Below are 21,700 nucleotides of genomic sequence, written 5' to 3' on the forward strand. Positions count from 1 at the left end.
CCGAACGGCTCCTTTCCGATCCCATTCTAACCAAAACCAAAATATGCATTTCAAAATCCTTGCACTAAACCTACTAATAGTTTTCATCATTCCTAAAAGCTACGCCCAGCAAGACTTTAGCACCCAGTATTTCAGAATACATATCGATTCGAAAGGATGGATTACAAGCATGAAAAACATTTCGACGGGAGGGCAGCACCACGAATTCAGCCCTACCGACAAGCCGTCGCCGTTACTTTCGCTTTATGATAGCCGCAAGCAACAGTACCATTATCCCAGCAAAGCCGAATATAACCAGGCAGAAAAGTCCTTCGACCTTCAATTTCCGAATGGCTCCATGGCCACGGTTAGGGTAATAGCTCAAGAAAAATACCTGAAGTTCACCCTACAATCGCTCCATCCACGCAAGGGCATCGAGCAGATACAATGGGGAGCCTATCATACCAATATTACTAACCTATTTGGAGAGATTATTGGCGTGGCCCGCGATACTACGGAGGCCGTCAACTACGCCATCGGCATGCTGGCCCTGGACGACAACACCTTGGGAGGGACGTCCGAAACTATAGCAGACGCCGCTCCCTTTCAGTATATGATCCATAGCCCCGACAAGCGTCGCTTCCCCCTTCCCGAGCATCTACACGAAGGACAAATATTCCCGATAGGAGGCGATGGAATCAACGACGTAGCATTTTATGCGCACAAGGAACCTTATTATCGGATTTTGTATGGTAATGCCGCTCAGATCGATCCCCAGGGAAGGGTGTCTATCGTGTATCATTCCCGAGACCGTGCCCCCCAACGAGAGGTTTATTTTTCGTTGATTCCGAATATGGCCGTCAACTCACCCAACCATCTGGAAGTTCAGCCGCTCCCAGGAATCGACTTTACGGGCTCGTCGGTGGCCCTTTGGGGTAGCCCCGACAGTACCGCCCTGCTGGATGTCATACAGCAAATTGTACGCTCCGAAGGCTTGCCCTACCCTACCATCAATGGAAAGTGGGTAAAGGATCCTACCGCCTTCGTGCCCGATGCCATGACCTATGGGGGAGTTTACGACAGCATCGTTCCCTATACGCATCGTTTAGGTTTTAAGGCCATCAGCCTCTATGATCAAGGATTTATCAAGGCCGACCGGGCCAATAAAGGGTATATTGATGGAAAAAACTTTGAAAGGAAACCCATAAAAATGGCTTCCGGCGATCTATCGCATAAGGAGTTATCGGACCTGGCCGCTCCATACGGTATCATGATAGGCCGGACTCCCATTACCACCTCCTTGGCACCAGGCACCAAAGATGCCAGTCCCATTCCCAGTGACAGCCTCTGTTATCAACAAAAAAGATTGTTGGCTCGCGCTATCTCCTCGAGCGATACGATAATCCTGGTCGACAACCCACAATATTTGGATGAAATAGCCAGCTGGGAGGGCCATAGTAAAGACCTGAATATGATTAAGATAGGAAAGGAGCTCATCTATTATATGGGAGTTTCGAAAGAGGCTCCTTTCAGGCTTCTTAATGTCAAGAGAGGCTACTGGAATACACCCGTTGCTAGCCATGCAGCTGGCGATACGCTTTATAAATTGCAAGTAACGATTAACTTCGGTTATGACGGACTGATTCCTAACATCCAGTTGCAAGATGAGATAGCGGCCTATTATGCCACCTTGTGCAAGGTGAATGGCCTGGGCTATTACGACTTCGATGGGCAAGAATTTTTGTTTAATAATGGCCATGGCTATTATTCTGTAAAACGATTTTTCCACAAAATGTTTGACAAGGCTCAAGACCTCGGTATCCCTGATATCCGCTTCACTGGTTCCACCCTTTCCGAAGGCTCCTGGCACTACCAGAGTATCTGGAATGTGGGTGGGGGTAAAAACCTATACGATATCGAGACCCGCGAATGGGGAAGTGCTACCAGCCAGGGAAAAGACCTGCGAGACGTATCCTATGCCAATTTCTTCCCGATTGGCATGGGTGCTAACTTTCCCATTACTGCCGAATCTACCATGGCTCAATATGAACATATCCAAGCTATTTCAGTGGGTCTCGGCACTACCTATAGCCTTAAGCTCAACCTAAAAGATGTTGAAAGCTGCCCCGAAAAGGAATCGATCTTCAAGGCGATAAGGACTTGGGAGGACGCCCGTGCCGCCAATGCCTTTCCTCGGTGGATCAAAAAACAACTCGCCAATCCCGAGTACCAGTTTCATTTGGAAGCATTGGACGGCCACACCTGGCGGCTCTATAAAACGGACCTTCAGGGCAAGAACCCTCAACTATTTCAAACCCTCCATAGTACTCCGGTCCGCTCTACGAAATAAAAACAGCCCCAGCTACGACTCCTTTTAATCCTACCTCATGGAAAATCGAGTCTGTATTGCTTTATAGCTAAAACTTTTGCCTGTTCTGGAGAGAATAACATCAGGTACACCTCCCCAATTATTCCATTCTGTAAGGAATATGTGACCCGTTACGTCTAAATGAAATTAGAAACAAAACCAATTGCAAGATGTATCGATTCATTCTCATCACACTACTGGCCCTGTCCATGCAGGCCCAGGCTCAAACCAAACAGGCTCACCAGGGAAATATCTCAAGATCGGGCTTAGCCATAGAAGGATATGACCCTGTGGCCTATTTTACGTCCAAAAAGGCGGTAGAAGGAAAAAAGGAGCTTGCTGCTAAAATTAACGGAACAGTTTATTATTTCTCTAATGCCAAAAATTTAGCGCTCTTTAAGGCTAACCCCAATCGGTACCAGCCACAATATGGAGGCTGGTGTGCCTATGCCATGGGAAATAGTGGAGAAAAAGTAGAGGTGGACCCTGAAACCTTTAAAATTGTAGATGGGAAGCTTTATTTATTCTACAATAAATTCTTTACCAATACCCTGACAGATTGGAACAAGGATGAAGCCAACCTAAAGAACCGAGCCGACAAGAACTGGCAAAAATTTATCAACTAAAATCTGATTATTGTATGTCCAAACATAGAACCAACCTTTAGGAGAAACAGAAGTTTCATCCTTGTAGGGTCGATTGGGATTCATTCCGTCCCACCACCCTATTAAACCGATAACTAAGAACCACAGAAAAGAATGGTATAGCAATCCTGAGTAACGTATATTCATTTTTATTTGATAGGCTAGCGACAGCCTACTAGGCTTAAAAAATGAACCTGGTTAATCCAATACGATGATAACGCCTGGGACTACAACGATTCGGGTAATGATTATTGACGATCACCCCTTGTTCAACGATGGCCTGGCTACCATGCTCGCCACCAAGGACTCCATAGAGGTAGTAGGACAGGTATATCATAGCCATTCGGCCATAGAGGCCGTGAGTAAGGCTCGCCCCGACGTGGCCATCATAGATTATAGTATGCCTGGAATAGACGGTCTGGAGTTGTCGAAGATGCTCTTAAAAGAGCACCCCAACCTAAAAATTCTTATTCTAAGCATGTATGGGGAGATCCATTTTATACAAGAGTTTCGGGAGCATGGGATCAAGGCGTATTTAGTAAAGACCGCCAATATCCCCCAAATGCTGGAGGCCATCCAGAGTATTAATCAAGGTCACACCTATTTTCGACCCTAAACGAATGGCTCAATAAGCCTGGGATGAGCAATCCTTAAAACGGCCATGAACTAACCTCTTCTTAAGTTAGAAAGGCATTAGAAATATATTCCTTCAAATCGGCAAGTCAAAAGAGCCACGGAACTTTGAATAGGAATCGAACATCACCAAATTTTTTCCAAACCACCTTGGCATCCCCATGGAAATATCCACTGCCTAATCTTCAACTTTAAGCACTTCCAACCTGCTATTCTGTAGATTTTGCTCCATATATCGATGTGCTTGCCGACCGAGCAACCTAGCTAAAGGAGGCTGCACCTGCTGATAAAGGTCTTGTTGATAGGCCTTCAATATCCTACGATTGCTCTGCATAACTAGGTTACTTAGCCCAGTCGTATCGACACTTCCCTTAAAGAGCCCATCCAGATCGGGCTGGGTAACGATATAGGGTAATAAAACCTGAACATAACTTACCGAAGTGTCCTGTTCGAATTTCCGGGTCAGGTAGTTGGAGATAAAACTAATCGACGTTACCGTTTCGAGGATTGACCCGAATTCTGGGGAATCGTGGACCTCCTTCCTAACGGAGCTGTTTTTTAATAGATCCCTAATAAATACCGATTTGTCGTTGGCAATCTGGATAAAGACCAGCTTTTTTTTCTTCCATTTCTCCGAGGCTGGGAATACCGCCGACTCCAGATAATTGCTCAGGTCCATGAGGCTCATCAGCCCACTATTCTCGAAATACCCTCCATCCACAAAATACCCTTTGGTATTGATCTTGGCGGCGGGGCTAAATATAGGGAAACGCTCCGCTGTAGACGCCGCATACAGATAAGGCAGGGACTGTGTACCCTCAAAGTCGAGGAGGTTGTTGGAATCGATAAATATATCCTGGAACCGAAGGCTGTCACTACGCACCGAAAAGGCTATCCCTCGTTGAGAGTGGGTTCCTGCCGAATTGGTAAGTAGCGCAGGATAAAATCGGTTCTGCTCCCGCCGTTCCCGAAAAAGGCTCGCCCATATATCCTGAAAGGTGGAGTCAAGCAGTGGGTTAGGGCCTTGCGTATAGGCGGCCTGCCCCATGGTTAGATTGGCATATTCCCGCATAGCCCTTTTGGACCGGTCCTCCTCGATGCCCAGCCTATCGAGCAAAGGCTGACCCAATAAATCGAACAGCAAGTCCCGCCCGAGAAGATAGGTAAGGTCCAGACTTACAAAGTTTTTCATACTGAGGGTCTTCGCCAATTGTCGAGAATCGCTACCTCGCCGATCCGAGGCTGCAAATAGCGACATCCCAACGGCTCCTCCCGACACCGCCGACATGGCCACCGTTTGGTCCAATATATGCGAATACTTCTCCGAGGCTAGCTCGGCCAACACCAGCTGATCCCAGATCGTCGCCTTAATCCCCCCTCCATACAAGGCTATGAAATATAAGGTATCCTTATCTTCAAAGTGTTGGATCATTTCAGTCTGAAACTCTTTAATACCTACAGGTCCCTCTCGCTTTTCAGGAGAATAGGCCTGTTGACCTACCGTATGCAGCACATGTAGGTCGTTGCCCTTGTAATATTCGATATAGACGTAGTAACCAATAAAAAGAAAGGGGGCCAGAGGCACACCCCAACTAAAAAGGTAATAGGCTAGGTTCCGTTTCGATTCGGCCGTCGGCTCATCGTACTGGCGGTAGTACAGGTAATGTTTGAGCGGGATGATTAGGACTCCATAATACACCAGAAAATAGGCCAGTATTAACACCAAAGGATTGAACTTCAAAGGATATATATGGGCTACACCCACCACGAATACACTCATTAACCCTCCGGAAGACAGAAAATATAAGAACTGTAAGTCGGTACGAAACAGCACCTCTCTACGGGTAATTTTAAAACAGGAATAAAAAATTGATAAGGAGAAAAGAGCGGCACAAAAGCTATAATAAGCCCAGGCAGACCAGCCATATACCGTTGTACTATAAAACAGTGCCCCAGCACAAAGTACCAATTGACCTAAGGCCATATAAAAAAGTCGCCGATGTGGGGGCCTATTATTAAACCAGAAATTGGGCTGCTTAGTGGCTACGTACTTGAGTGCTATATAGAATAGCTGTCCACAAACAAAAAAGACTAGGGCGAGGTATCGTACCCCAGCCATTCCATTATTGGCAAAGATTTCTTCATCGCTTCCACCCAGTAAAATTACATTTTTATAATGTATACGGGTAATCATATAAAACACTGCGGTGAGTAAACTAAGACCCAATGCAAAGCGAAATCGGGAGTCAAAGGTGGACTTCACCCCCTGCTGCCGATAGGTGATCAGGCCCAAACCCCAGAGTACGGGTTTCAAAAACCACTGTACATCGACTCCCGTTTTGCGGTTGAATTGGATGAATACGGGATAGTAGGCTACTATTTGGATTAAAAAGAAAAGGAGTATGAAAAATAAGGCCAAATTGAGCGGATCTCTGTCGAGCAGGGCAATAAAAACAGTATCGGTCTGCTCCAAAAAGGTGAGCGCATACACCAGAAAAACGACTAACAGGCTGATCCAAGCGCTGACCCCAGCATCATACAGCCTAAAGACCAATGCGTAGATATCCTTAAGGAAAGAAGAGAACCTTATTGAGCGTATTCTCCACATACATTTGAGGCGTTATAAATATTGGAGTTCGACTTTTCTCCAATTTAAACACTTCAACAGATAAAAAGGCCTTTTAGAATGATGAATTAAGAATATAGTTATTCAATGGTTATTTTCCGAACATATAAGGGCTAAGGCATAGATTTTATAATGGAGAACCTCGCCGTCCCCCGCTCTAGGATAAGATCCAGGGCGAGGGACGGGAGATGATTTTTGTTGGGTACTACCAACTAGTCCAACAATGTGGCAACTAGATATCCACCAGAGACAGTAATCGTAAAACTACTATTCGAATTAAAAATAATCGACTGGTTTGGATGCCCTACCTTGTCATTGGTACCCCGAATTTTAAGCGTTTGTGCCGTGTTAGTTTTTAGAATACAGCTTAATTCTTGTTCTGCGCCCATACTGGTCACTGTGTATTGTCCATTATCATTATACCCGCCTAAACTTTCTTTATTAACCGTCGCATGATTTAAGGTGTTGCCACCATCTGCTTCGGCAGCATCGGTATAAGCGAATGAAAGTAGTCCATTAATATAGGCTATATCGGTAGTATTATTCCCATAGGAAATGTAGATAGACAAAATAGTTGATCCTTTCCGAAAACCCCTATATTCTATTTTATAGGTTTTATTAGCCAGTAAAGGAAGACTTAAACCCGGAATATCAGAAAGTGACTGAGTGGTATAGACTACAGGGGCTGTCTGAATGGCAATTTGGGTAGAACTAGCGGCGGGTAGCGGTTGCCACGATGCCAGTCCATTGGCGTCGGAAGTCAAGACTTTTCCAGCCCCTTGATTACCGTCGACGATTTTAACATCACCGACGACATGAAGACTTGCATCAGGTGCAGTGGTTCCTATCCCTACCTTTCCGTCGTCCTTCTTAATTACTACTTTCGACCCGTTTGTAGCCTCCACTTCTAGGTTAACATTTGGGGTAATCATTGTTGGATTACTTCCAATTTTTACTTGGGCAAAGCTTAGAGTGCCGCATAATAATAAAATGAATAATAATAGAGTTTTCATAGATATAATATTTAGAATATTGTTGAAATGATGGTGTAATTTATTGGAAGGTTATCTCCTTATGCGTTAAAGAATCATTATTCTTTAACGAACTTCCGAATCTCAGTGATGATTTTCCCTTGGCTGTCTTGCAGGCGAACCAAATATAAACCACTACTCAAGGCAGAGGAGCCAAAGCTGGTGGTTCCAGATCCATCGACCAATATATTTTGGCTTATTAGCCGCTGGCCGAGTAGATTACTCACGGAAAGCGCAGCAATTCCTTTATAGTTGGTCACAAAATCGACTGTTACATGCTGGTGCTCGGCAGTAATTGGATTTGGGTAAACCTCTAAACTTCTTTCGGACTTGCTACAGGAGGTCGTGAGGCTTTGTATATGGCTATATGCAAAGCTGTAATCCTGATCGACCATCTTCAACCTGTAATAACTAGTACCCGGTGGCTGGGTGGTACTGAAATGATAAGTATTTCCGCTTCCTTCGATCTGTGAGGAACGAACCTGCCCTAGTTTAGTAAAAACCACAGCATCTTGGCTTTGCTCTACTTCAAAATGATGCAATTGAATTTCAGCGGTCGTTACCCATTTCAGGTCCGCTTTACAGGACAGCTCTGAAGCGGTAAAGCTGATTAATTCCACAGGGAGTGGGACTTCTATCGAGCCTATCCCAAGTGCTGAAATCCCAGCAACTAAAGTCCCCATCAGTTCACTGTCTACAACGTTCCCAGTCGCATTAGGCCCACCGCTCAAATCGATCCAGGCAACACCATTCCATCCGACCAAACGTAAATTGGCGGCCGTAGCAAAAGTACTTACGTCTGGAATCGAAACTGTGACTACCACCCCGGCCCCAGTCCCTGTAATATTTTGCCAGTCCCATTGTCCTACAGGGCTAATAGCCATAATAGGACCTACCACACTATTAACATCATGGCTGGCTCCCATTCCATCTGTAGGATCCAGGGGGCCACTAGGGTCGCCCACTATCCAGGCTGTAGCATAAGTACCCATACCTGTGGGGTTGCTTATGGAAAGTCCCCTAAGATCTGTACCTGACCCAACAGGAAAGTCGAAAAACATCTGGTCGTATGCCTTTACGTAACCGTCTATATTGTGAGCATCGATAGCTCCTGTATAGGTCCCCGTACCAACAGCGCTAAAATATCCTGGACTAGACGAGCGATCTGTAGACCAAGTCCCCGAACCTAGGTCTAGTGTTCCGAAAGTAACAAACTCTCCTCCCGAAAATACATGCGTCTGAGCCGAGGCTTGGAGAGCCAGTAAAACTGACAGCAAAAAGTAAAATGTAATTTTCATTATTTAGATTGTTTAAATGACCAAATAACTTAATTAGCGAGAGGGATATACTATTATAACATAACCAAAGTTATGTTAATTACAGCATTTTAGATATCATTTATTGGTATTTTATTTCCTAATATTTAAATAAATATTATTTACTATTTAAAGCTAGAGCAAGTTAATTATAATATAGTATATTTATTGTGCCAATAACTAAATTTAACTGTATTTAGATACCGAATTTTTTTGGCATTCCTACAAGTGTCATATAGGACAAACGACCATTCCACATCCCCCAAGCCCCACTCTTGCGGCCAAGTATTCTGGATTAACGTCCTGATTGAATAGAACTTTCAAGTAATAAAAACGATACGGATCATGCCATATTCAAGAAATGGTTTCTATACGGCTATTCTGGAACGGCATCATATATACGATCTAAACTGATTAATAATTTTATTTAAACCAGTATTTATACTATTCATTCCACGGATATATTGGCCATGATCCTATTCAAGGTTTCGGTCTGCCTATTTTTATGGTACACATTTAGCAAGAATAGTTAGCAGATTAGTAGCCAGACTCTCCAAAAAGGGGGAGAAAATAGGGTCAGGCCAACCAAGATAAGGAAACATAAAATTTATACCCCTCTGAAAAGCTAACTCATTACCTTAAACGCGTTTTAGAATTACCACTATTCACAAAATAAAGTTCGATCCATATCACATCGTCTTACTACTATTTACGACCCTAGATGAAAGCAAAAAACAATACATTATAAGGTAACCGAGCCCAAGCAGCGTTTACTTTTAACTGCTCCACTCCTGCAGAAATCAAACCAGGCACTCCATATATGCGGGCGAGACAATTTTCCATGTATTGAAGAGGAGGAGTTAGACCATGCAACCTGGATACGAGCTATCCTAGCCATACAATAACGTTAAAAAACGAAACGAGCTGGATATACAGAGGATACCTACCCCATGCACACTCAGCTCGCTATCATTACCCTAAAAAATTGAAAAATCTAAAATATACCCACTTTATATAGTCAACTCCTCCAAATAAACCTTCTTTAGTTCTACTATATTTTCAACCTTCATTTTCACAAAGATATTATGTTTAATAGTACTAATGGTCGAAGGCTTTCTGCCCAAGGCTTTGGCAATCCAAGAGGTTTTCATTCCTTGTGTCAAGTATTTGGCTATTTCCGACTCCCTAGGAGTGAGCAAGGCGGGGTTTGTAAGATGGTGTTGCTTTTTGGCGATAAAGCCCAATAGGTTTTCCACTAAAGTGGGGCAAAGAAAAGGCCTGTCTTGCTGAACAGAATTTACAGCATTGACCATTTCATCGGCAATATTTTGTTTTAAAATGTAGCCCTTTACCCCAAGTTCGAAATAAGGAATCACCATATTCTGTTTGCTATGCTCATCATAGACAATAATAGGGGTATTTGGATAATGCTCACGAAATGCGGCCACTGTGGCAAAGCACTCCTGCCGGCTACTGGCATTATTCCCCAAAATGAAAACATCGGGTGTTTTCTGCGACTGAAGTTTTTCAAAGCTCTCCAAATCCTCTGCCTCCAGAAGCTCCATGTCCTGAAACTTTTGATTCAAGATAAGCGCCAATCCTAATCGAATGATAATAAAATTATCGATTAATCCAATAGTTGTCATAATGTTGATGGTTTGATTGATGAAAAATAAAATACCCAGGTTCAAATAGATAAGTAACCATATGCCTAATACTAAAATTCAGGACTCAATAATTCCAGTAAATGGCCATTTTTCGAGGGAGGGGATTCTAGTTAGCGTCAATTAACCGCAATAATATTTATATAATAACGAAGTCAATTTAACTTATAACATAGAACTATACATGTTTTGATGTAAATCTAAGCAATAATACCAATAAAACAATCTATATTAAAATAAAGATCAATTTATTAGGTTAGTAAAACTACTATAGAACAGTGTAGATGATTTGTAGACCCATGCCTGTGCTGGGCCTACAAATTGATATATGAATCAGCATCAGGGTAATTTCAATCTTGCTCTAACAAAGTTTTATAGACTATTCCCGCTACGGCGGCACCTGCAATTGGAGCAGCTATAAAGAGCCATAATTGTTCCATGGCCCATCCACCCACGAAGATAGCTTGGCTAATACTCCGGGCAGGATTCACAGAGGTATTGGTCACAGGAATACTTATGAGGTGAATCAAGGTCAGGGCCAGCCCAATGGCCAAGCCAGCAAATCCGGCAGATGCCTTAGGCCCTGTTGCGCCCAGAATAATGATCAAAAACATAAAAGTCATCACAAACTCTGTCACCAAGGCCGTAGTCATGCTGTATTTTCCTGGCGAGTGCTCGCCATACCCATTCGCGGCAAAGTCTCCTATGGCACTACCATTCCCCGTAACAATGGTATAGAGCAATAAGGCAGCGACAACGCCTCCCAACACTTGAGCGATGATATAAGGGACTAAATCCTTACTCGAAAACCTTCCTCCCAGCCATAGGCCAACCGATACTGCAGGGTTCAGATGGGCTCCGGAGATGGGCCCTAATGAGTAGGCAATGGTAAGGACGGTCAGTCCAAAGGCTAGTGAAACCCCCAATAGTCCGATTCCAACCTCGGGAAAGGCTGCAGATAAGACTGCGCTACCACAACCTCCCAATACCAACCAAAAGGTTCCTAAAAATTCAGCGGTGTACTTTTTCATAATGGTTAAAAATAATTATGGATAAAAAAATGAAAATTCTAATAAAGTCTTTAGCGCATCATTCTCGCTTGCTTAGGCACTATGGATCTTCGATAAACCTAACAATACCAGGTCGTAAACACAGTACTCTGACTTGGACGAACTATCCAATCGATTATAACATTCGAGAATTATGTAGTGTAACATTCATATAGAATAATCAACTAGCAACAAATACTTAATATTTCCCACCCTTTCTATACGACAGTTTTTAAAAAAGTAACACAATATATTATATAATATATCGAAAATATTTGGCTACTTATAGCATGATAATATATATAAATGATCCTATATAAGACACTTAACAACGATTAAGTCACTATAAAATACGTATGAAAAAATAATTATTAATATCAATCAATTTATTCGCAGATATCATTGAACTTTCGATCCATATTATACTATCAACAGGACCTAGAAAATATTCTATACTTTTAATACAATAACCCCCAATCGCCTATTTTTTCATAACAAAAATTAAATGATAATCAAGCCATATCCGCAGAATACAATCACAATATAGTCTATTCAATACCATATCACAATACAAAAAATTAGGTTTTTATTATAGTAAATATAATAACGACAACTATCATAAACATTATTCTAATACTAATAGTATTATTACTAAATCTTTTTATAGAAAAATATTACTGATTTGCACATAACCGTCTATCTCGGCCCTAAAAAAAGCGAACTCGAAACATTCGAATTCGCTTTTTTAGGGCCGAGAAAATTGGAAATCAGCCCATACCATGGGTTGTTCACCTGATGATGTGATATTATAGGGAAGTTTTTTTGATGGGAGCAAAAAGCAGCCCTATTAAGGCCCCATTATCATTTTTTGCCTGAATCGTTATTGAGAGTAATTTGCACATCTCTACAACGATCATCAAACCGAGTCCGCGCTTTTGATCCATACTATTCTGAGATTCAGAATCTATAGTTTGAGCAGAATTGAGCCAATTTAGAAGATCCAAGGGCAGGCCCGGACCATTATCGGCCACGGTCACCATTAGTTGACCTTGAGTCTCTTCAGAAAAAATCCTGATGATGGTACCTTGGTTGTGTTTATTGGCATTATCAACTAGGTTTTGTAGAATTACCACCAATAGGATACGACTGGTATTAGCGAAAAGTCCAGGATCAAGTTCATTTTTAATAGAATTGCCAAGTTGTTGAGCGGTATGTGCGTACATTAATACCACTTCTTCGGCTATATCTCTTAGTTTAACCCTTTCGATCACCATCTCCTCGTAGGATTGTGAGCGGATAAAAAGCACCATATTATCTAGCTGCCTTTTCATATGTTTTGACGAGCCAACGATGGTACTGAGTAGTTCTTGGGCTTCTACCAGTTTATGACTATCAATAAGCCGCCCCACGCGTTCGGCCCCCGAAGCCTGATAGCGCATTGGCGTTCTGATATCATGGCTTAAAGAAGCCACAAGCCGTGTTTGCATATAAATCCGATGCTTAAGCTCGGATTCAGAGGACTGTAAAGCCTTAAGCGTGTCGGATAGGTCTTTGGTAACCTTCACGACCTGATCTTCCAATCGTTTGTTTAGGGATTTCAGATAACGTGTTCGTAGCCAAATGATCAGCAAGACCATGAGACAACAGAATAATAAAGTGATGAGTCTAAACCACCATGTTTCATACCAATGCAATGGCACTACGAAATCAATGGCTCGGTATAGGAAATTATTTTCTCCAAAACCATTCGATTTCCTTACGATTAAGGTATGATCACCCGATGGTATGGAAGAAAAACGAATCATGGTTTCTCCTTCGGGTAAATAAATCCAATCCGGCTCCTGTTGAGCGATAGCCGAGGGTATTAGGGCATAGGAAATCCGTATATTATTCCCATTTCCAAAATAAGGGGTGGCCACATGGACATTTACCCTAGTGGAGTCGAGTGGAAGAATTATTTTGTCCTGATCATTGAGTCGCACCACGCTATTAACACTAACTCGATCTAGATACAAGGACCCTGATGGTACGTTCTTGGCCATCACCGTATTTGCCTGAAAATGCAACAGGCCTTTCATTGATGGGAAGAAGAAGGTACCATTTTGTAAAGTTGCAGCACAGGGCTGACAGCCCCCGTTAAACTCGTTGGTGGCCAGCCCCTCTTTCCTAGAATAATATAAATAAAAAGGTCTATTCGGGTTACTCTCACCCTGAATCCTTCGAGACAAATAGGAAGCTATATCTTTTTTTGCGAATTGAAACAGTCCTGTATTGGTTGTGATCCATATATAGCCCCTTTGATCTTCAACCGCACAATGCGATGCAGAGAGATAACCATGCCCGTCCAATGGAAGTTTTAGAAGTCTATTTCCATTATAATAATAGATCCCATCTGTATAGGTCATAATTAACAGTCCTTCGACAGGGGTGTTCTTTCCAAACATATGCAGGCTTCTGACCAGTAACTTCTCAGTTCCGGCAATCAACTCGTACCCCCCGGTGTGTACATCCATTGCATACAATCCATTCTTAGTCCCAACGAAAAGGGTTCCTTTTCCATCCTCCAAAAAATAATTCACCCATGGAAGTTTGCCCAAGCTAAATGGCTGAGGCTGAGCGAAGGGCTTCTTGGGATCTATTACATAGACGCCCTCTCGAGCTAACCCCACCCATACCCTTCCATCTGCCCCTTCGTAAATAGTATTGACAGGCTGCCCAAAATACCAATTATTCAACATCTTACCCTTGGATAAGCTATATCGATGCAAACATTCTAAAGCCTTATGCCAAATTTCTCCGTTTTTACTGACGAAAATACTATACAAATCCATTTCCGGATCCCATTCAATAAAAGGCAGGCGCCCTAACGTTTTCAAATGATGCTTACTTTCGGCTACAGTGATGACTTTACCACTAGCTAACAGCACCCGATGAGAATCCAAGGGTGTCAGGGCATAATGAACCGATTCATAACCTTTTTCCTCAAACAAAACCGACTGGAACACCCGTTTATCCACTATAAATAATCCACGAATGTTACTCCCTAGATAGAGCCTTTCCTGTCGCTTATCATAACAGATACTATAGATTCGATTTCTCTCAAAATCGAATCCTTCAAATATCAATTTCGAATGACAATAACCATCTTCTATATACTCCAATAAATAGAGTCGGTCCTTCACCTTTATAAAACCCTGACTAGTAATCGAATTCCAGTAGAGTCGGGAATCTTTTGGAGATTCCCTAAAGTCGGAATCCAAGGAAAGGCTTCCTTTAATTGACAGGTCTTGGCTCGAATCAGCGGTGTACTGCACCAGTCGGCCATCCGGCTCCAAGGTCAGTAAGTAGCCATTGGAATAGAAATAATCATCTAAATTTGCCTTAAAAGGCACCTTTCGAGACCATTCAATCTTCCAATTCTCATAATAAGTAATTCGCTCATGCTGAACCCTGAAAAAGGTGCCCTGACGCCGAGGAACAAAAATTAGATAATTTTTAATTTTTAATTGCCCCCCTTTTCTCATCATACTTGGAAGGCCAGTAGCGACTTGGTGCGTATGATCAAAATTAAAAAGACCAGGTATGCGTCGGAGGCATTCTGCCATATAAATAGAGTCGGGCCGAACGATGATATTCTCTATTCGCATCAAGGGGTTGTTATGAAAAAACACAAACATCCGGGATCCCTGCCCTCCAAAATCTGGCAAAAAAGCAGCAGCCCTCGTGTTTGGCATATGGGTATTGTTGTTGTTGAAGGTGTAGAAACTTTGTCCATCATACCTAACAACCCCGTTTTCTGTGGCTAACCAAATAAATCCATTGGCATCGTATACCACCCTATTCACACTATTCTGTGGTAGGCCATCTTCGTCCGTATAGTTTTTGACTATATACTGGTCGGAATAAACCTGGGTGTCAACCGCTGCAATGGAACTTGGGCTACATAACAGCCCAAAAACGAGTAGGTGCAAAAAAATTTTCACAGAAAACTATTAACGATAGTAGAATCTTTTCCTATAAGTGAAGAATTGTAGCTCAATCCGAGACCTAGATTATAAATAAAAATCAATAGAATAGGTCATTGTAAATTAGTAGCCAGCGATCGAAAAATTACCCTCAATAAGAAATCTAACAGGTACTGAGCAGTTGATTCCTGTACGACTTCGCATTCCTTATAAAGCCGAGCAGCAAATGGAATTATTTCAACTATTTTGACAACACGAACCAGTCGTGTTTTACATATGGAACCACCGATTATATTCATGGCCGCAGAGTGCCCGTAATTCAATCGAGAAGTTCCCTATTTCTCAAGTCAATTGATCATCCCTCCAAAATTTGGATACTTTAGAGGGACGATTATAATTAAGAAAAGGACCTTGCAATACCCTGCTCAATTCATTTTTAAAGCTTAGCATCACTCCGTCTCTGTAGGATTCAATTTACGAAATAGTTCTATAACATTGGTCACTTGCATCTTTTCAAAGATCCTGCCCTTATGGGTGCTGACCGTTGTCAGCTTAAGATCCAATTCCTGAGCGATTTGTTTCGTTTGTTTCCCCTCTAGCAGTAGCTCCATCACTTGTTGTTCTCTTCCAGAGAGTACGGTATTCTCGCCGTTGAACCTAGGGTCAATTTTATTGAAAAAGCTTTCGGCTACACTCTGTTGAATGGCCTCGGTCATATACTTACGGCCTGCCAATACTTTGGTAATGGCCAATCCAATTTCCTCTTCACTAGAGTCCTTAGTCAGGAATCCGTTGGCCCCGGCACTCAAAAACTGCAAGGCTATACGGTGGTCCTCTTGCCCAGTGAAAATCAGAATCTTAACTCCTGGCTGTATGTCTCTAAGGGCTGTCAACATGGAGATATTACCTCCTCCTGGAAGATTAACATCCAGGATGACCAGATCGACTGGCTGGCTCTTTTCTAATAACTCGAGACCCTTAGAAAAGGTATTGGACCTCAGGGTTACCGTTCCGGGCAGTTGCTCTTCCAATAGTGCTACTACCGCTGAGGCAACAATCTCATGATCTTCTAAAATTAAAACGCGGGGGGCTGTTAGGGTCATAATATTTTGGTGTATAGAATAAATGATAAAATATTGAAATTTTAGTGACACAAATATAATAGTATTAACCGAAATTAATATAGATGCTACCTTTATTTATCGATTACTTTTATAAAAATAATACTATTGTAAACGTATTGATAGTAACAAAACAAAATTCAACTTCAAACAAAAAAAACGAGCTAAACTATTAATAAGTACTAAAGACTAACAATTTTACTAAATAGATAGTATCATACTTAATACTTATAAAATAACTTCTATTTAAATAGCCATACTACCTTTCATTTCTCATAGAAATATGCTTTTTAAATTAAATACTTAAGTTATCCAAAGTTTATTTAAAGAACAAATGGTTTTTATATTAAATTATCTCAACCTCATCTTTAAATTGTACCTCAAATTCACCTGAGCTTTAATTGGTAAACTCTGCATTTAATTTCCGATTATAAAAATGCTTTAGCTATTGCTTTTGCCCAGTACTTTCCAAGTATTTTTACACCCTGCTCATTAGGATGTAAGTAAAAGGTACCCTGCTGCCCTAATTCAGGTTTATAGTATTGAGGATGTTTTTTGAAATATAGATAGGCTTTGGTGTCCCCTAAAAACACTTTTCCCGGACTACTACGACTATAATCGGCAACCAATGCATCAATCTGCAGGATATACCGATTGAGCCGGGCGAGTCCTTCGGCCAAATACTGAGCCGAATTATAGGTATTAGGACTGTACCAAATAGGGTGATGGACCATCACTCTACTCCCTGGGTAGGCTGCTAACAAGGCATCAATAATTTGTTTGAGATTCGCTTTATAGCTTTCAACTTCAACGGGGGCACCATTAGGCCCTTTGATCGCGCTATCGTTCGTTCCCAGTTTAATAGAAAAAAGCAAGGAATTTCCCCCTCCTTGTAAACTCCAAAGACTGTCAGCAGCCTTTATGGCCAAAGCATAGTAGCGCCCTGTCGTTGGAAGCCAGTCTACAGTGGTACTTCCGCTCCGACCAACATTGATATACGGCAACTCTTTAATGGTTCTCTTTTTCAACAAATAATCCACAGTATGGCTCGGTGGTGGTGCCCCATTAGGCCCTCCCTTCCCTTGGGTAATACTGTTTCCAATAAAGACGATGGCCATGGGGCCCTGTTTGTTCCCCTGGCCAAACCCCACTTCGCATAACAAAAAAAATAAAGCAAAAATGTAAACTACTCTCATCTGATTATATCTATGGATTTTATAGACTACTGTTCATTATTACAAACAAAAGAAATTAGCCTTATAAAACACATCAACAGCCCATTTTTTTATAATTAAATACCAAAAACTTATTGAACGGTAAATATCTTAGCAAAATTCATGCCCCCAAACTATTTCTATACCTTTCGTTGAATATCCCTGAGGGGCTCTTTGAATAATTGAGCACAGTACATGCCAGGGTGGACCAGAAATTTAAAAGCATAGCCCCATACTTTTGCACATCCAGAAGTAGCATCCGGTAACAAATCATGCAATCTTACATACTTCTAATAGTCAAACCTGAAAAAATTTTAATTTTTTTTTAATCCCATTCATTTTTTTATTCGTTTGTATAAAAATAAGAATCCAAAAATAAGTCAAATACGTATATGCCAAAGGGTGGTATTGCCAGTTTCTAAAAAATAGGGACATCCGAGACCAAAGCCCTGTCTACACCACACCACACCTAACTATTCAAAAAATAAGGCAAAAAGCATATACTAAGCCACTCTTGTCATATCGACATTTTATAACATTATCAAGGAATTTTCAAACCGGATATCTCTAAATAACGGGTAAGAAGCCACAATATATTTTATTGTACTTTTAAAAGAGCCAATAGGCCTAATTCATTAAAATTATAAGTAATATTATATTCATTCCATATAATATTTTATTTCTAGAGCGTGGATATAGGCAAATTCGTCGTCATGTAAATATAAGAGTTATAAAATAGGCACGCCTTAAGTGTAACCATCTTACCCCTAAAACCTATTATAATGAAAGAAAAATTTACCTGGACGGTGCTACTACTCGTAGCTACCCTAAGTATTTCCGTCGCCTTTCCTAGGCATTCTTTCCCGAGCCGACCTACGGCTTCCCTTGAAAAACCCAAGCCACCAGGCCATCCCAGATGGGATCACCCCATGCTGAATGCCGAACAGATTCGGGATACGGTATCGACCGTAAAGGGTCGGGTTATTGACGACAAAGACGAACCGCTCATTGGAGTTACCATTATGGTGGCTGGTACTACCAAAGGAACAGTAACCGACGTGGACGGCAACTTTACCTTGGAAGGGGTAGGCCCCAATACCACCTTAAACTTTTCATTCATCGGTTATAGTCCACAACAAATACCCGTGGCTGGACAAACCAAGTTCGAAATAACACTACAAGAAGACTACAAAATTCTTGACGAGGTAGTGGTAGTAGGATTTGGCCAGCAAAAAAAGCAAAGTGTGGTAGGTTCCATCGTTCAAATGTCTGAGGAAGTCATTCAAAGAAATGGTAACGTAACCGACCTCAAAGAAGCCCTGTCGGGTCAGCTCCCTGGCATCGTCTCGATTACTTCTTCGGGGGAACCCGGTGGTATAACGACTGGAGAAAGCGCCACCAATATCTTTATCCGCGGACAAAACACCTGGAATGGAGGCCAGCCCCTTATTTTGGTCGACAATGTGGAGCGAAGTATGAGCAATATAGACCCTAACGAAGTAGCCAGTATATCGGTCCTTAAAGATGCATCGGCTACGGCGGTATTCGGGGTAAAAGGAGCCAATGGGGTGATTTTGATCACCACCAAGCGGGGGGCTCAAGGAAAAACTAAACTCAATTTCAATTATACGACAACGGCCAAAACCGTATCACGACAGCCCGATAAGCTGGACTCTTATGCCGCCATGATGGCCAAAAATGAGATCATCGAAAGGGAAGGGGTTCTCAACCAACCCTCATGGAATGCCTATGTCCCATACGATATCGTGCAGCGCTACCAACTCCCACAGTCGGCCGAATATGCCGAAATATACCCGAATGTCGACTGGTCCAAGGCCATGTTTAAGGATGTTGGGTATTCCCACAGGGCTACTCTAAGTGCCAGTGGAGGAAGTAAGGCCGTTCAATACTTCGGATCTTTGGCTTACCTCAATGAAGGTGACATGTTTCGAGAACATGATAATGGGAAGGGTTATAAGCCTAATTATGACTTTAACCGTTTCAACTTCCGGAGCAATATTGACGTTCGACTGACCAAAACCACCAAGTTAAAACTAAACTTTGCCGGATACTACAGTCAGAAAAACACGAATTATAATAACGAAGGAAGTACCAGCCGGGCGGACCAATGGATGTGGTCGGCGGCTTACTTCTTAGCGCCCAACCTATTCTTGCCCCGCTATAGTGATGGCCTTTGGGGAGCTTACCAAGAGGGAGGAAACAACACGGTCAACCCGATCGCTGCGGTTTATAACTTAGGGGTACGGCAAACCCGAGCTACCCAGTTAAATTCAGATTTCAGTCTTGAGCAGGATTTGAAATTTATTACCAAAGGCCTCAAGGCTACAGCCTCCTTGTTTTACGACAATAATATTCGTTCGGAAGGAGGAATTTATGACGTATCCAATCATATACGCCCCGCAGAAGCTGGAACCAATGTAGCTTATAAGCAAATCTACCCACAGCTCTATGTAGGCGCCGACCAAGATCCTTCCGAATACACGGCCTATTTGCCCGTGAGTGACGAAGAGTACGACTGGATACTGCGTCCCTGGACCATACGCCAGGAGAACATCAGTGCGGCCAACTGGTCGTCTTCTATCCCTATTACCCGTCGGCTGATGTACCAATTCCAGCTTAACTATGCCCGTCAATTCAAAAAGCATAATGTGACGGCTATGGGATTGGTCAAAAGAGAAGAGTCGGCCTCTGGGAGCATGTTCAAAAACTACCGGGAAGACTGGGTATTCCGTGCTACCTACGATTATGACACCAAATACCTATTCGAAGTGAATGGTGCTTATAACGGCTCCGAACAGTTTGGTCCCCAATACCGTTTCGACTTTTTCCCCTCGGTAGGTCTGGGCTGGGTAGCCTCGAACGAAAAGTTCTTTAAGAACCCCATTATGGACCATTTAAAGTTCCGGTATAGCCTTGGTAAAGTCGGTGACGACAACATTAGTGGAAGTCGCTGGCTGTATGCTTCACAACTGAGCTATGGAGGAAGAAGCCGGCTGACTCAGAACACAAATGGTACTAGCCCCTACACTTTCTACAGCGAATCGGTGGTAGGAAACCCGGATATTCACTGGGAAACAGCGGTAAAGTCGAACTTTGGAATTGAGATGGGCTTCTTTGAGAGCATGCTAAACGTAAATGTGGACATCTTCAATGAAAACCGTACCAATGTATTGATGTCGGGAAACAGCAGGAATGTTCCGCCTACTTTTGGGACTACGCCTCCGAGTGCAAACTTAGGGCAGGTAAAATCCAAAGGCTATGAAATTGAACTGAAGCTAAACAAGAGGCTGAATCCTAATCTTACCATTTGGAGCAACATCAGTTTCTCTCACAATCAAAATACCATTATTGCTAAGGACGACGCCCCCTTACAATACGACTACCTAAAAGCGGCCGGTTATCCAATTGGCCAAAATAGAAGCTTGATTAGTTCTGGTTTCTATAACAACTGGGACGAAATATATGCCAGCGTACCCACCGAAACCAACGACCTGCAAAAGTTGCCGGGGTACTATAACTTGGTCGATTTTAACGCCGACGGTATCATCAAAAACAACGAAGATACCCCTCCTATAGGATATACAGGTGTCCCTCAAAATACCGGAACCTTTGGTATTGGGGGTAATTATAAAGGATTCAGCGTAATGGTCCAGTTCTACGGTGCCAATAACGTCAATCGGGTGATCCCATTTAACAACTATCAAAGTGACGTGGATATCCTTTTTGGGCATGTCCGGGATTACTGGTCTGCGGACAACCAACAGGCGACCTCCTTCCTGCCTCGCTGGAAGACCCAAGCCGAAAACGTAGGCGACTACTATATGTATGACGCCTCCTTCCTAAGGCTGCGTACTGCCGAGTTGTCTTACAACTTCCAAAAATCCCCTTTATTGCAAAAACTAAAAATGAGCAATATGCGGATTTTCCTAAGTGGAACCAACCTGTTCCTATGGTCTAAATTACCTGACGACCGCGAAGGAACCTATTCGGGAGGAAGTGCCACCCAAGGCGCCTACCCTACTATGAAAAGATTTAACCTTGGTATCGACTTTTCCTTTTAGAAATATCT

General features: G+C 42.5%; 12 protein-coding genes. 4 read left to right on the forward strand and 8 right to left on the reverse strand.

Features of this window, described 5'->3' with window-relative positions; translation table 11 throughout:
• Window positions 1–43 precede the first annotated feature (43 nt).
• The 3 genes from CLV98_RS15950 (at window position 44) to CLV98_RS15960 (ending at window position 3,607) form a co-directional block, all read left to right on the forward strand.
• A complete protein-coding gene (locus CLV98_RS15950; RefSeq protein WP_211320052.1) occupies window positions 44–2,329 on the forward strand; it encodes a hypothetical protein in 2,286 nt (761 codons plus the stop codon).
• A 188-nt stretch (window positions 2,330–2,517) separates the two neighbouring features.
• Entirely contained in the window at window positions 2,518–2,973 is a 456-nt protein-coding gene (locus CLV98_RS15955) for a YHS domain-containing (seleno)protein (RefSeq protein WP_109675718.1), read from the forward strand.
• A 229-nt stretch (window positions 2,974–3,202) separates the two neighbouring features.
• Window positions 3,203–3,607, forward strand: coding sequence for a response regulator (locus tag CLV98_RS15960; protein ID WP_109675720.1), 405 nt, complete (start codon window positions 3,203–3,205; stop codon window positions 3,605–3,607).
• A gap of 195 nt (window positions 3,608–3,802) precedes the next feature.
• Here the strand turns inward: CLV98_RS15960 and CLV98_RS15965 are convergent, their stop codons facing one another.
• From CLV98_RS15965 to CLV98_RS16000, 8 genes are all read right to left on the reverse strand, one after another.
• On the reverse strand, window positions 3,803–6,232 hold the full coding sequence (locus CLV98_RS15965) for a patatin-like phospholipase family protein (protein WP_109675722.1): 2,430 nt from the start codon (window positions 6,230–6,232) through the stop codon (window positions 3,803–3,805).
• Window positions 6,233–6,462: 230 nt separating this feature from the next.
• Window positions 6,463–7,263 (reverse strand): hypothetical protein, encoded by an 801-nt coding sequence (locus CLV98_RS15970; protein WP_146202293.1) that lies wholly within the window; start codon window positions 7,261–7,263, stop codon window positions 6,463–6,465.
• A gap of 77 nt (window positions 7,264–7,340) precedes the next feature.
• Window positions 7,341–8,579 carry a T9SS type A sorting domain-containing protein gene (locus CLV98_RS15975; protein ID WP_109675726.1) on the reverse strand — a complete coding sequence of 413 codons (1,239 nt, stop codon included), beginning with the start codon at window positions 8,577–8,579 and terminating at the stop codon, window positions 7,341–7,343.
• A 1,028-nt stretch (window positions 8,580–9,607) separates the two neighbouring features.
• Window positions 9,608–10,243, reverse strand: a complete 636-nt coding sequence (locus CLV98_RS15980; RefSeq protein WP_146202294.1) for a response regulator transcription factor — start codon at window positions 10,241–10,243, stop codon at window positions 9,608–9,610.
• A gap of 368 nt (window positions 10,244–10,611) precedes the next feature.
• Complete coding sequence (gene aqpZ / locus CLV98_RS15985) at window positions 10,612–11,292, reverse strand: aquaporin Z (protein ID WP_109675730.1); 681 nt, start codon at window positions 11,290–11,292, stop codon at window positions 10,612–10,614.
• A gap of 824 nt (window positions 11,293–12,116) precedes the next feature.
• A complete protein-coding gene (locus CLV98_RS15990; protein ID WP_109675732.1) occupies window positions 12,117–15,293 on the reverse strand; it encodes a sensor histidine kinase in 3,177 nt (1,058 codons plus the stop codon).
• A 431-nt stretch (window positions 15,294–15,724) separates the two neighbouring features.
• Window positions 15,725–16,378 (reverse strand): response regulator transcription factor, encoded by a 654-nt coding sequence (locus CLV98_RS15995; RefSeq protein ID WP_109675734.1) that lies wholly within the window; start codon window positions 16,376–16,378, stop codon window positions 15,725–15,727.
• Window positions 16,379–16,824: 446 nt separating this feature from the next.
• Window positions 16,825–17,514, reverse strand: coding sequence for a GDSL-type esterase/lipase family protein (locus tag CLV98_RS16000; protein ID WP_211320053.1), 690 nt, complete (start codon window positions 17,512–17,514; stop codon window positions 16,825–16,827).
• Between the two features lie 878 nt (window positions 17,515–18,392).
• On the opposite strand from CLV98_RS16000, the gene CLV98_RS16005 reads away from it, so the two are divergent.
• Window positions 18,393–21,692: a SusC/RagA family TonB-linked outer membrane protein gene (locus CLV98_RS16005; protein ID WP_109675738.1), complete on the forward strand. Its 3,300-nt coding sequence runs from the start codon at window positions 18,393–18,395 to the stop codon at window positions 21,690–21,692.
• Window positions 21,693–21,700: the final 8 nt, after the last annotated feature.

The sequence above is a fragment of the Dyadobacter jejuensis genome, from assembly GCF_003149085.1.
GTDB classification, from domain to species: domain Bacteria; phylum Bacteroidota; class Bacteroidia; order Cytophagales; family Spirosomataceae; genus Dyadobacter; species Dyadobacter jejuensis.